Annotated in this window: 11 protein-coding genes; all 11 read right to left on the bottom strand. The window is 40.3% G+C overall.

Annotated elements, in window-relative coordinates; genetic code table 11:
• Positions 1-372: 372 nt before the first annotated feature.
• The 11 genes from ACSX1A_RS09945 to pncB all read right to left on the bottom strand — a co-directional run bounded on the left by ACSX1A_RS09945 (position 373) and on the right by pncB (position 13,836).
• Complete coding sequence (locus tag ACSX1A_RS09945) at positions 373-1,344, bottom strand: glycosyltransferase family 2 protein (protein WP_439883479.1); 972 nt, start codon at positions 1,342-1,344, stop codon at positions 373-375.
• Between the two features lie 78 nt (positions 1,345-1,422).
• The gene (locus tag ACSX1A_RS09940; protein ID WP_439883478.1) at positions 1,423-2,883 is read right to left on the bottom strand and encodes a lipopolysaccharide biosynthesis protein; all 1,461 of its coding nucleotides are present in this window, start codon (positions 2,881-2,883) and stop codon (positions 1,423-1,425) included.
• 65 nt (positions 2,884-2,948) lie between these two features.
• Positions 2,949-3,989 carry a DUF354 domain-containing protein gene (locus ACSX1A_RS09935; RefSeq protein WP_439883477.1) on the bottom strand — a complete coding sequence of 347 codons (1,041 nt, stop codon included), beginning with the start codon at positions 3,987-3,989 and terminating at the stop codon, positions 2,949-2,951.
• Positions 3,990-4,107: 118 nt separating this feature from the next.
• Complete coding sequence (locus tag ACSX1A_RS09930) at positions 4,108-4,980, bottom strand: glycosyltransferase family 2 protein (protein ID WP_439883476.1); 873 nt, start codon at positions 4,978-4,980, stop codon at positions 4,108-4,110.
• Between the two features lie 132 nt (positions 4,981-5,112).
• Positions 5,113-6,435: a hypothetical protein gene (locus ACSX1A_RS09925; RefSeq protein WP_439883475.1), complete on the bottom strand. Its 1,323-nt coding sequence runs from the start codon at positions 6,433-6,435 to the stop codon at positions 5,113-5,115.
• 47 nt (positions 6,436-6,482) lie between these two features.
• Positions 6,483-7,586: a glycosyltransferase gene (locus ACSX1A_RS09920; protein WP_439883474.1), complete on the bottom strand. Its 1,104-nt coding sequence runs from the start codon at positions 7,584-7,586 to the stop codon at positions 6,483-6,485.
• Between the two features lie 192 nt (positions 7,587-7,778).
• A complete protein-coding gene (locus ACSX1A_RS09915) occupies positions 7,779-8,288 on the bottom strand; it encodes a UpxY family transcription antiterminator (RefSeq protein ID WP_439883473.1) in 510 nt (169 codons plus the stop codon).
• A gap of 230 nt (positions 8,289-8,518) precedes the next feature.
• Positions 8,519-10,834 (bottom strand): GumC family protein, encoded by a 2,316-nt coding sequence (locus tag ACSX1A_RS09910; RefSeq protein ID WP_439883472.1) that lies wholly within the window; start codon positions 10,832-10,834, stop codon positions 8,519-8,521.
• Positions 10,835-10,849: 15 nt separating this feature from the next.
• Positions 10,850-11,638, bottom strand: a complete 789-nt coding sequence (locus tag ACSX1A_RS09905) for a polysaccharide biosynthesis/export family protein (protein ID WP_439883471.1) — start codon at positions 11,636-11,638, stop codon at positions 10,850-10,852.
• A 397-nt stretch (positions 11,639-12,035) separates the two neighbouring features.
• Positions 12,036-12,641: a bifunctional nicotinamidase/pyrazinamidase gene (gene pncA, locus ACSX1A_RS09900; RefSeq protein ID WP_439883470.1), complete on the bottom strand. Its 606-nt coding sequence runs from the start codon at positions 12,639-12,641 to the stop codon at positions 12,036-12,038.
• Positions 12,642-12,645: 4 nt separating this feature from the next.
• Positions 12,646-13,836: a nicotinate phosphoribosyltransferase gene (gene pncB, locus ACSX1A_RS09895; protein WP_439883469.1), complete on the bottom strand. Its 1,191-nt coding sequence runs from the start codon at positions 13,834-13,836 to the stop codon at positions 12,646-12,648.
• Positions 13,837-13,942 lie beyond the last annotated feature (106 nt).

Genomic DNA, 13,942 nt, shown 5'->3' with positions numbered 1-13,942 from the left:
TCATCTACATAATTATCATAGCTGTTTACTTATTTTTACATCATCCTTAATTTTTAAAAGATGGATGTCTCTAAATAAAGTATGCAAAGCGTTCAGTTTTCTGTTGTATTCGGATTGTATTTTAGTGCAATAGATAAGGAGTATTAAAAGAAGTATAAGATTGGCAATTGGGCTTGGGAATTAGAAATAGGAAGTGGGGAATTGTTTTGAGCAGAGCTTATAACAAGAAAGGTTACACCGTAGGTAGGCTACAATCAGTATTATTGGAATTGCAGGAATATGTAGTTGTAACTGTTTAGAGGGTTTAAGGAATAAATTAAGAAGTAACTAATACTGGGAAGCATGATAAAGGTAGTAAATACTTAAACAAGACTAGCTAGTAAGCTTTTTTGAAGCGTTGTAACTGTATGGGATATCATTCTGAGGAGACTTAATCATGTTTGTTTCAAGAAATAGTTTCTTCAGATGAAGCTTTGCTATCAGAAAATAAAATGAGCGCCCGTGGTTCATTTTAAACATTAAATTATAGTCTATACTTTTTCCGGCGTTCACTCTTTCTATTAAAATCTTGTAAATGCGCCGGTTCTGGAAGTATCGGATAGCATTTGCCAGTTGCTTGTCTTCTGTATTTTGTAAAATTTGTAAGACAAACTCAGAAAAAGAGTAGGAGGTATCTCTTTCAATTGATTTTGTTACCATGTTTACAGAATCCAGGTAATAATATGTCATTGGCCGCGTGATTCTCAGGTTCTTTTTGCTTTTAGCCAGGCACCTGATCCAGGTGTCCATGTCACCACCTCTCTTAAATCCTTCTTCCGGAAAACAGCCTGCCTGTAAAATCAATGACCTTTTAAGTGATATTCCTCCCGTCCACATTGGTTGTGGACCTCTGAAGAAATCAGTCATAGTGAAGGCTTTCAGGTTACTTTTTCTATATTTCTGCGAGTAAGGATCTACTTTACTTGATCCGTTTTTCACCTTCAACCATCCCCAGCACAGCACCTCAACATCAGCATGGTCCTGGGTTATGGCGTTTAAAGTTTCCAGCACATCCAGTTTCCATTCATCATCAGCATCTAAAAAGCAGACCCATTCATTAGTGGCACTTTTGATACCCAGATTGCGTGCAGCATAGCCTCCAGGGCCAGGTGTATCCCGTGTTAGGAGCTTAATTCTTTTATCTTTAAATTCATGGAGTTTCTCTGAAGACCCATCAGAGGAGGCATCATCAATTAAAATGAGCTCGAAATCAGGGTAAGTTTGGTTAAGAACCGATGAAATAGAGCGCTCCAGGTGAGGGAGTTTATTATGAACAGGAATAATGACTGTAAACTTTGAACTCATAGTACTTAAATAAATTTGTATACGTATTTACCGGGATTTATAAATAATTAAAAAGTATATTTTTAATATCTAATGATATTATGTGCTGACTGCTTTCTTTTTAGTTAGCTGTTTAACATTTTTCAGATTCTTTAGTAATTCAGCTTTCATTGTGAGCCAGATAACTGTGGAGTAGCTAACAGCGAGGGCTGCTGTACATAAATAGTAATGAACACCGGAAGTGTATAGTAAGAATGTTACAATAAAGGCAACTATACTTGCCATTAGCGGGGGACTTATGGCAGAGAGTACATCTAACAAGCTTATGTTCAGGAATTTTTTTAAAAAATACTGAGCAATTACCACTTCAAGCACTTTATTAAATACATAGGCTGAAGCTGCGCCTATAATTCCATAAAAGTAGATGCCTAGAACAATCGAGGGTGCGTAGAATGCAGCCTTTATAAACTGCATGCGCATTTCTATTTTTGTTTTACCAAGTCCCCTGATCAGCATGGCATGGCTGTTTACCAGTAAGTGTATCATAACAGATACAGCCAGTATTTTTAGAGGAAGTATGGACTCCATCCACTTTGTGCCAAAAAAATCAAGAACAAAAGGTTTTCCCAGCACGATCAGGAAGGTCATGACTGGGTAGACGATAAGACTGTTATACTTAACCACTTTAAAATATATCCGCCTCAGTATAGTAGGATCTTCCTGGTTTTGCCCGTAAACCGGGTACATCACTTTATTGATCATTTTAGTGAGTTGATTCCGGAATGTGTCTGTCAGGACAAATGCAAGGGTGTACACCCCAAGTGCTGAGGCTCCTAATAGTTTACCAATGAGTAGGTAATCTAAGTTTAGCAGCAGCACATTGAAAAACTCGGTAACAGTAGTAAAGACACCAAAGCTAAAGACATCTTTAAAAGCCTGGTTGCTCCATTGTAGTTTAGGGGTCCAACCGGTTGCTTTAAAGTATAGGGGCACAGCTACAATAAATGTGGCAACTGTGTTGAATACCAAAGCCCACACGCCTGCACCCATCACAGCTAACACAACTGCTAATAATCCTGAAACTATAGAGGAAATATTATTTATGAATGCTAACTTTTTAAAGCTTAATTGCCTGGTTAGTTGTGCCCGGTGTACCAGGTTAATAGGGCTACACAGAACCCCGATACTGAGCACTGGAATTATAGTTTTTAGCATTGGCTCTTTGTAGAAAACAGCAGCCAACGGGGCAACAACTAGCAGTATTATCAGGTAGATGCCGAAAGACCATAATACGCCTGTCCAGAACGCTGTGTGAAAGTGAAGTTCATTTAGTTTTTCCTCTTTCCTTTGTACCAGTGCCGCTCCAATCCCAAGATCATTAAAAATTTGTATAAAGCTGGTAAATACGATGGCCATACCTACAAGTCCGAATTGCTCCGGAAAAAGCAACTTGGCCAGGATAAGTTTAATAACAAAGGCAAAGGACCTGCTTATAAGCAGTTGAATAGAACTCCATACCAATCCACTTAATATTTGTCCTTTAAGTTTCTGCGTTTTCATTAAATCCTTACTAAAAAGCCGTATATCTTTCCCATATTTCCTTTGCTATTTAAGCTGATGGCAACCTATCCTTTATCATAAGCAAGTACCTCATCCACCATAAACTGCGTGGTATCAATACATTCGTAGATCATACGATCCCGTACATTTTTGTATTTTTTTGTACTGCCATCATTTCTTAGAATTTCTACTGCTTTTTCTATCGCCCTCTGTTGATCTGCCTCACTTTCTGTAAAATTTGAAACGATACCGTACTTTATTTCTTCCTCATCAGTGTAGCCTCTGCCATCGTTGTCTATAAATATGGACGGTGTGCCCAGCACGGCAGCCTCGGATGCCATCGTTGCACTTTCGCCGAATAATAAACTACTGTAGTAAATAGCATCGTGCATTTTATGGAAAGGTATACTGATACGGTACTGTTCCAGGTCCCTGGGTAGCTTTCCTTCAGAGGTGATCAGGACCCTGGCATATTGAGAAATCTGCTTTACCGCCTTTATTTTATTTTCTAAAGACATGCCGGTGTGTCCGTAGTCATGTGCGGCTGCCCATGACACAAAGCGCATTATTACATACTTCTCATTTGGTTGTAAGCTAAGTAGCTGCAACACATCAGGGTTAGGTGTGTAAAAATTAGGATGCAGGTATGCCAGTTCCATAAAGCTGTTGAACCTTACCTGCTTTTTACCTAGATCAAGCCTGAAACAGGAAGGCGTGTACACCTTGGTTGCGAAAGGCAAGGTAAGCTTATGGTGCAGGCTGGCATGCTCTGTATCACTAAAAACCAACGATACCTTACCCAATAAATTAGCTACCTGCGAAGGATAAGGGTGCAAAAAATTCAGGTATACATCAGGCTCATATTTCCATGATATCTGTAGTAATTTCAGATCTGCATACAGCATGTAGAGCAGCTTGCCTATTTTACCGTCCTGGCCTTTACCGCGATCAATAAAAGGTATATTGTACAGGTTTAACAATCGATGCGCTATGTCTTTATTGCGTGACACGAAGACAACCTCATGCCCTTTAGATATCATGATGGTGGAAAAATTTCTGAAATAATGAACATGGGCAGGGTGATTTATATCAACCAATATTCTCATTTGTAAATATTATTTTTGAATCAGGTGAATGGTATACGTAAAGGTTGACGCTGTTAATAAGGGCGGGTTTGGAGCGTTTTGTAAGCGTTGGATAAGGCTGTACTTTTCTTCAAAAGGCTTATGCGGTGTATTTTATTTTTTTAAGAAACCTCTGTTTAAGAAAATCCCTGACGATCTTACCCTCTTCATTCGTTACCAGGGGTTTTGTTAGCGCTTTCTGTTTTAAACCATAGTACAGAAACAGGAACCCCTCGTATACCTTCCGCTCTTTAGCCAGTTTTAACGCTTTCAGAATAAACATATAAACAGGATAATCCCTGTTCTGGTAGCTGGCCGCTTCTCGTTTTACACCACTTTTTATACCTCCTTCAGTATGGCGTGTTTGTGTAGGATATAAATGCCAGATCTGTTGCTCAAAAAATTTCTCTGTTAAATACCCTTTATGCCTGGCAAGAATGTCGTCTATTCCATCCCAGCCTTTATATGGTCTAAGGCCGCCTATTGCCTCAAAGCACTCTTTTCTATAAAACTTGTTTGGTCCTTGTGTGTGCCATTTGTGTTTTGATTCGATAACCTTTCTGCCGTTCTTTAAGATATAAGTAGCTCCACTGGCAATGCCAAGAGCTGGGTATCTGTAGAACTTATCTAAAATAAACTCCAGGTAATCGGTTCTGTCAATTACTAGGTCAGCATCTAGTTTAAGCACCACATCCCAGCCAATGCCCATCTCTGCAGCTTTTGCGAGCCCGAAATTGAAAACGTCGATAACGTTTTTGCCAGTTGCCCTGGCACCTTCATTTTCTTTGGTGTAGTAATGGATAAAGTTTATCCTATGGCTGTATTCTTTAACTATTTCCGGGGAAGTGTCTGTTGAGTTATCATCTACTAATATCCAGGCTTCCGGTGTGGTAGTTTGTTTAGCTATGGACTCGATAGTCTGCCGAATAGAACTTTCTTCATTTTTGAAAGGAGTAATTATCAAAAGCTTCATACACGCTGTTTTTGAATAACTTAGAACCACATCATTTCATACTAATAATCATAAATGTTGGAAAGTGCCTGCTGTGAAATAAAGCGCTGGCTTGGATCGTTATAACTTACACTTGTTAGCTACGCTTTCACTTTATACCATCTTTTCTTGCAGCTTGGTACTTACCTTAAATTGTTGCTTCTCTTCATTTTCCATTCTGTATTTAAGGCCAATTACGAAGCCGGCCAGTAAACCGAAAGGATACATGAATTGTACCCGGAACAGAACATCCACCCACAGCAGGCCATAAAGAAAAATAAACATTGTTCCCTGAAACACTCTTGCAATTAACAGGTCGTCTTTGTCCAGCCTGTTTGCTTCGTTCTTTAGCAGGCTGTTGGTTATGTAGAACAGCTTAAGGATAATAATTGAGAAGAAAGCCAATCCTAACAGGCCTGTTTCTGTTATCAGAATGTCAAGGCTGTGCCTGATTGTAAAGAAGTCATAGAAATGACCATCATGCCCTAACGGATTCTTATTAGCATTTCCGATCCCCATGCCCAGGGGTAGTGTCCCGTTTTTGAGTAACAGTGAAAAGCTGTAAAAAACAGAATCTATTCTGGATAAACGACCTGTACCTGACTCACTGTTAGCATATTCGATCAGGTAAGAAATGGTTATAGAGTCTCCATAACCAAGCAGGGTATAGATGTAAGAAAAACCAACTATCAGGAAGATGGCAATAACACCTAGCGCCAGCATTCTGGTCAAGCTGAACTTAAATGTGAATGCTAAATAGCCTAATACAATCAAGATAACGAGCAGCATTCCTTTTGCCTCTGCCAGCAAGGGCGGCACGATCAGAAGTATGGACACAAGCAGGTACTTGAATTTCTTTTCTTCCATGTACCGGATCAGAAAATAAAGAAGCCCGATCCCGATCAGCAAAGACATCAGGTTTGGGGCTATACCTCCCATTGTACCAGAGATCAGGTCGAACAATAACTGCCTGTCGTTTATAACAGTTATTTTAGAGACGTTCATGAACTGGTAGATCGAAACCGGTATCTGCAAAAGTATGAGGCCAAGCAGCCAGTTGAATTCTCGTTTAATCGACTCTCCGCCTGTAGCTAACAGGTACCCTATAAGCACTAATGGAATAAATGAAAAATAATACCGTATGCCCGCAATCCAAATAGAGATATTGGTTTTCAATGCTTTTAACACGGCGAGTTCTAACAAGCAAAAGAGGGCGACACCCACTATTGTAGCCATGATAAAATCATTATTGGGGTATAATAAAATTATCCGGATCAGGATAAATACCTGTAGAAACTCTATAATTGTAATGGACATTTTTGGGAACAGGCCCAGGTTCATATCCACTTTTCCCAGGTAATGGCTACCCTCAACTACCCAGTTTAATGTTACTGCCAGCACCAGTATCAGAACTATGTATTGCTTATAGAATTTCATGGGAGTTATTCTATGTAATTTTTACCAATTGGTAGTAAGCACTTTAACTAGCCTAAAGCAAGGCTCGAGAACAATTCATCATACTTTTGTACGATAGTATCGACATGAAATTCCTTTGCGCGCGCTATTTGTTTTTCCTTTTCCAAAGGATGGTCCAGTGCATAGATGATTTTATCAGCCAGGTCTTCCTCATTTCCTACAGAGGCTAAGTAGCCGAACTCGCCATTTTTGACAATTTCAGGAGGTCCGTAATTACAAGCTGTTGTTACAACGGTTATTCCTGTTGCTAAAGCCTCGACTACTACATTCCCAAAGCCTTCAAAGTCAGAGGATAAGACGAAAAGATCAGACTTTGCGATCCAGGAAACAGGGTGAATCTGAAAGCCTACCATATCGATTGATTCCTGCAGGTTCAGTTTGTTTATTTCATCCTGTAAGCTATTACGCAGCGGCCCTTCACCAACAATAATCAGTTTTACCTGCCTTGTTTTCAGTACTTTGGCTACAGCGCGTATTAACAGCTTTTGGTTCTTTGCTGTAGATAGGCGGGCTACATTGATCAGCACAGGTACCTCCTTATTTTTTAGCCAGGGATGGTGAATCTCATCATCTATATGCTTGGTTAAATGATCAGTGTAGGCAGGATTATAGATTGTCTTTATCTTCTTCTTAGGTATCATTGCGATAGAAGACAGGTTATCGGCCAGCCCCTCGGAAACAGCCACAACGCAATCTGCGAACCTATAAACCAAGGGTATGCCAAAGAAGGTTAGCTTTGATACGGTTAATTTATTGTTGCTGAAAAGTGAGACTGTATTGTTCCTTTCAGAAATTACGAACTTTGTTTTTGTGTTTGTAAGCAGCTTACAAAGTATAGAAAAGATATTTAGAGGAGGCGATGCAGTAAAAAGAACATCAAATTCCTCCTTTTTGAGTATTTCGCTAAATGAAGTGTAAAGGCTTCTTTTAGCAGTTCTTCTAAAAGGTATGATCCTGACCCTTTTATCAAGTATATCTAAATACTCTCCTTCCTTCTTGATTAAGATTACACTAACCTGATGCCCACAACTGGCTAGGTACTCGGCACAGTTTAAGATCATGCGCTGAATCCCCCCCTGGTTCAATCTTCTATAAAAGAAAGCTATTTTCATTGTGTATAGGTCTGCTTATTATGAAGTTAAAACCAGCATTTACCATGCTGCTGGGGTAATCGGTTATACTCCGGATAGCTGTTCTGGAAAAGGTTTGCAGGAAATCAGGTAAGAGGGAAGTGGCATGCAGGAGCCAGCAAACACTAAATGCAGGAGTTTGCTTTTGCACATGCTGTGTTACCACGCTCAAGGCTAGGATCCGGTTCTCTGGGGAACTTTCTCTAAACTAGACCTGTCTACTTCTGCGATCAAGGTATAGCCAAGCGATGGCAGCGCCACCTTGATCAGATTATTTTTGAAAGCTAACACAGTACCTTCTTTATCTAAAAGGGTTCCCTGCGTTATTTTAACCTTATCGTCAATTTGCACCTCATTCTTTTCGATCTTTACCTGCTCATACTTCCCCAGAAATCGCTTGATCTTGTCGATCTCATCATCCTTGATAACAGCTGGTTTACCTAACCAACTAACAAAGCTGATAACCCCATTCACTTTTTTTAAATCACCTAGTTGCCGGTCTGTTATGTTTACAAATACATAGGAGGTAAATAAAGGGACATACACCGTTTTCTTCCTGTCGCTCCACTGCCTTACTACTTTATTTAACGGACAATAGTTAGTTACCTGAATGGTAGAAAGCGCTTCTGCGACCTTTTTCTCCCACCGAGGTTTTGTATAAATTGCGTACCATTTCTCATTCATAATTATGCTCACCTTTGCTGTGGTATTTTGTATCCGGCCTAAAGCTTCGCTTCCCTCAGTCACATTGTATAACCCGGATAACAATTTATTTTATTTTAAATCAGTTTGGTGATATTTACCTTAACTGATTCATTTTAAGTATTAACCTCTGAAGAAGCGGCGATTTACAGATCTGCCAGATTTGGTTTCAGCTTAATTAATAATTCAGGTTACGTAGTCAAATACAATCATCAGGCCTTCGACGCTACGTTCCCGGTTCTATAACTTTTGTTTCCATACTTGTTTTCATAGCCGTAGCCATACCCATAACCATACTGGCCCTTCACAAAACCTCGTGGTTTAATACCATTAAAAACAATGGCAACATTATTTAAAGAGTCTAATTTGTTGCTTTGAGTTAACCTCTGGAGTAAATTCTTTGGGGTATAAGCATGCCTCATTACCAGGAGTGTAATATCACAATATTCGGTTAGCAAATATCCATCTGAAACAAGCTCCAAGGGAGGTGTATCGATAATTACATAATCAAACTCTTTTTCGAGGTAGGCAAAGAACTGTTCGAGCTTGCCATTTAATAAAAGCTCGGTATGATCCCCGACCTCAACGCCTGCTGGCGCTATGGATAGATTGGGAAACTGTGTTGGCCTGATGATCTGATCCGCTCCGATGTCTGAACTTAAATAATCTATGATGCCAACCTCTTTAAACAGCTCAAACTGAGCTGTTGTGTTGGGGTTTCTGAGGTCAAAGTCGAGCAATGCCACCTTTTTGCCGGAAGATGCAAGGCTCAGCGCTAAGTTGGTACTTACATAGCTTTTCCCTTCGCCGGGTAAGCTTGACGTAACCATTATTTTCTTTTTAGTAAAAGTGCGTCCGTATAAACCCATGGTGGCTCTTAGTTGCCTGAATTGCTCTACAACAGATGCCTCGGTGGGTACTTTAAAAACAGAACCTTTTTTTGGTTGTTTTACATAGGATAGTTCTGCTACAATAGGAGCACGCGTATGGCTTTCAATTTCTGATCTGAATAATATTTTGCTGTTGAGCAGCTCTTTGCCTACAACTATAATAAAACCTATAACACAAGATGCTACTAAAGCTACCAGGTATATGTACAAAGGTTTGGGACTGGTAGGCAGAACAGAAGAGACAGCCATGTCTACTACCCTGACATCGCCTGCACTTGGGGCATAAGATAAAACGGTTTCTTCTCTTTTTTCAAGCAGAAAGCTGTAAGCATTGTTTTTGATCAACTGTTGCCTGCTTATTTCCAACAGTTCTCTTTCTTTTTGAGGAATAGCTTGTAGTGCTGCGTTGTATTGATTGCTTGTTGCCATCAGGTTTGTTCGGCTAGCAATTAAGTTGGCCCGCTGATTCGCGATGTTCTCCAGTATGCCAGGTCTAATGCTTTCTATTTCACTTTTAATGGAAACCAGCATCGGGTTGTTCTCAGCAGTATTATCCTTCAATTTCTGGTATTGTATTTCCGAATCATATAACTTTTGTAACAGCTGCAATAGCACAGGGTCGTTTACACCTAGTGTGGAAGGAACAATGCCCGCAGAATTATTTTTGGACACAACATAGCTCTCTATCTTATCCAGAACAGCCAACTGAGTATTGATCTCGGATATGCCTCTGTCATTTGTTCCCACATTTTGTAGAAACTGCTTGCCTTGCTCACTCAGGTTAACGGCGCCATTTTTTGCCTTGTATGCTACAACCTGGTTTTCCAGTTCTTTCAATTCATCCTCAACAAGCTTGATCCTGTTCTCTACAAAAGCGAGGGTGTTGGTGGCAAGTTTGTTTCTTTCAGCAACTGCTACTTTGGTATAAGTTTTTATCAGCGAATTTAAAATATCCTCTCCTCGCTGCGGTATTGGGTCAGATAAAAAGATGTCTACAACAGTAGAGAGTTTACTCGAGGCCTGGATAACGATCTTGTCAAGAAGTTGATTGGTAACGGTTTTAGGGTGTATGATGGAGAAGTAAAGCGGGTTAGCTGTAGTTTTAAGCTGTTTTTCGTTCTTAGAGAACCACATTATTCCGTAAGGAGTTTTCACCCACTTATTGAGCCCATACTTCAGGTTATCAATTTTAACCTGATTTTGGGTGCTGTCATAAGAAAAGTAAACCTGACCAAATTCCTGCGCCTTTTCCGGGTACTTAAGCTTAATTGTAATAGGAGAAGAAGTATAAGCGGGAATAGATTTAAACCGGTCTTCTTCATAAATGGGTGCATAGAGATTAAGCTCATCTACAACGACCTGCATCAAGGCGTGTGAGTGTATAATATTAATCTCGTTCTCAACGGTTTTATTAGATGTAAAAGCATCAATAGACTCTGTGAGCTTAGGGTCATTTACTCCTCTTTGTTCATCTTTTATCAGAAGCGAAGCAGCAATATCGTAAGATGGTACAGCAAAATAGTGCAGGTAACCCCAGGCTGCACCGCACGAAAAAGCGAACAAAAGAACAAATAATGGCCAGTACGGGAAATACCTGTAAATTAAAGAAGTAAATAAATTGTCCTCAGAGTTAGCCATACACTTTTTCTAAATCTACCTGGTCAAACGATCTATACTAACTACGACCAATGTTAAAGAACTGATTACAAGTGGCAACCACTGCCGCACAAGTCCGGTTGAGGCAATTTTTGTTTTGTTTGGTTCCACATAAATAATGTCATTCGATTTCAAATAGTAATACGGGGAGGTAAACAGTTCATCTGTAGTCAGATCTATTCTTACTAGTTTTTTTGTGCCTTCTTCCTCTCTTATTAAAAGTACGTTGTTACGGCTGGCATAAATAGTTAAGTCACCTGCCAGACCGAGTGCTTCTAATAAGGTCAGCTTTTCGTTAGGTACAGTAAGTACCGAAGGATGGGCAACCTCACCTAGTACCGAAACCTTGTAATTGAGATAACGGATATCTACAATCGGCTCTATTAAGAGTTTTCTTGCTATCAACTCGTTTTCTATTCTTTCTTTGAGCGTCTTTTTGGTTAAGCCAACAGCTTTAATCTTACCAAGCATCGGGAATTGGATATATCCCTCCTGGCTTACCAGATAACCGGTTACCGGTGATACGGAATTTGAGGCGTTGGCACTCCGGATAGTGTTCGTGCTGTTTACGTTGAATATTTCCGATGCTTCCGGATTCAGACTACTAACTGAAATACTTAGCAGGTCATTTTTCTGAATAACCGGCTCCAGGCTTTCCGTTCTACTGCCAAATTCACTTTTATTCGTCTTACCGAAGTAAATCACATCAGTTGACTTTGTACAGGAGGAGATGAACAGTGTGAGAAAGATGAAGAAAGGTATTTTAAGCAGTAGATTTAATCTCATAAAATAAGAAGTTAGGGCGTTTTGTTTCTTATATATGTACCTGGACATCCGAAACCATTGTGAGAATTAATTACAATAGTTTTATTGTAAACCAGATAATTACAATATCATCTTACGTTAGCGCTGTTTGTAAGTTTTACAATAGTAAATTGAAGGGTAAAGCGAAAAATTACGTAAGAAACCAGTCTGATTTTTAAGGTAAAGTTGCTGACGAGGACTCTAAATGAATAATTTGAAAAGTGTTTACAGCACAGGGGATGCTTAAAAAAATGGCTGGGTAATACGTGACAATTCACCAGGCACATGCAATTGTACCGGAAACAAAAAACGCCACCTCAGGTTAGGTAGCGTTTTTAATAAATTCAGAGAAGACCTACAGATAGATAATGAACCCTATCTACAACATGTTGCTGTGTACAATAACGCCCCCCATATGCTGTAAATCCTTTTTTGCTCTTTCAAAGCCCAGTACGTCTATTGAGCGTGTAGCATCTTCGATAACAAATGTCTGAAACCCTTCCAGGAGGGCGTCTTTAGCAGAGAAATACACGCAATAGTCACCTGCCAGCCCTGCCAGATACACCTCCTTCACTTGTTTGCCGAGCAGGAAGTCAGCCAGAGCCGTGGAGCGTAAACGCCCATTGTCAAAAAAACCGCTGTAGCTGTCGATAGCAGGATCCATTCCTTTCCTGAATATTGCCTCAATGCTGTGCCTATTAAGATCTTCGGATAACTCAGCGCCCGATGTACCCTGAACGCAGTGGTCAGGCCAGAGCACCTGTTCCATACCCAGTAACTCGGTTACCTCGAAAGCCTGTTTGCCAATGTGGTTGGATGCAAAACTTTGGTGGTTGGCCGGGTGCCAGTCCTGGGTAGCTACTACAAGATCAAATTTATCCTGCATTTGATTTACTATAGGAATGATCTGGTCCCCTTCAGGTACAGCAAGTTTACCACCCGGTAAAAAGTCATTTTGAATATCGATAAGCAGCAGTGCCTTCATGCTATCAGTTATGGATGTTTAATATTGTTTTAGCTAACTGTATCGTGGCCTCATCACCTGTGTGCTTTCCGGGTTCGTCTGATAATTTCACCACTGGCATCCACTCTAACCCTTCCGGCTGTGTCTCTGTCATCTTAATTACCATGTTCAGTGGTTCGAGCCCTACATCATTTGTGAAATTAGTGCCGATACCAAAAGAAACGCCGATTTTGCCTTTGCAGAAAGCAGCGATGCGGGCTACTTTTTCATAATTGAGGGCATCAGAGAATACAATGGTTTTAGACTGAGGATTTACGCCCATTCGTTCGTAATGATGTATAATATTTTGCGCAAACACAATAGGATCACCACTGTCATGCCTTACGCCATCAAACAGCTTTGTAAACATCTTATCAAACTGATTCATGAAAACCTCTGTGGTATACGTGTCTGATAAAGCTATCCCCAGATCGCCACGGAAAACCTGTACCCAATGCTGTAAGCCTAAGGTATTAGCCATTTTAAAACCATAACGGGCAGCATGAAACATGAACCATTCGTGCGCATGCGTACCAATAGGCTTGACCTGTTTTTTATGCGCCAGGTAAACATTACTTGTTCCTGCAAAACTACCGCTCCCGTACTGCTTTAGCGTATCCACGATCAACTCATGTACTTTCAGGGAATGCCTTCGGCGGGTGCCAAATTCAGCTATAACTACTCCCAGTTCTTTGTATTTCCCGATCTTGTTACGGGCAACACTTCTTACTTTTTCGTCAGATATCCGTTGTAGCTGGCTCATCGGGTAATATAGTTCAGATATCAAGGCCATTAGCGGCACTTCCCAAAGTATAGTACGGTACCAGTAACCTTCTATTGAAACGTGCAGTTGGTCTCCTTTCTGTGAAATAGTTACCTCATCAGGGTCATAACAGTATCCCTGCAGGAAATCAAGGTAAGTTGGGTCGAGGTAAGGACATGTAACAGACAAGAAATTCTTTTCCTCTTTAGTCAAACGCAGACTGGTCATCGCGTCAACAGCTTGTCGTAATGCCACTCCGAATCCAGCAGGGAAAGCGTGTTTGCCACGGTTTATGAACTGGTACCTGGCCTTGGTTCTCGGGAACAGCTTTACAACAGCATGCTGCATCGTGATCTTGTAAAAGTCATTATCCAGCAAGGATGGTAAATGTGGAATAGTGTGATCTACGGACATAAGTGGCACTGGTATTCTACTACCGGGACTAGAATGGATGTTATGAGAGGCAACAAATCAACTATTTACTTTAAAAGTAAGGCAATTTACCCTTTAGAAACATAAA

Origin of the sequence: Pontibacter sp. MBLB2868 (assembly GCF_051904785.1) — a bacterium.
In the GTDB taxonomy this organism is placed as follows: domain Bacteria; phylum Bacteroidota; class Bacteroidia; order Cytophagales; family Hymenobacteraceae; genus Pontibacter.
This window is presented reverse-complemented; position numbering and strand designations above follow the sequence as displayed.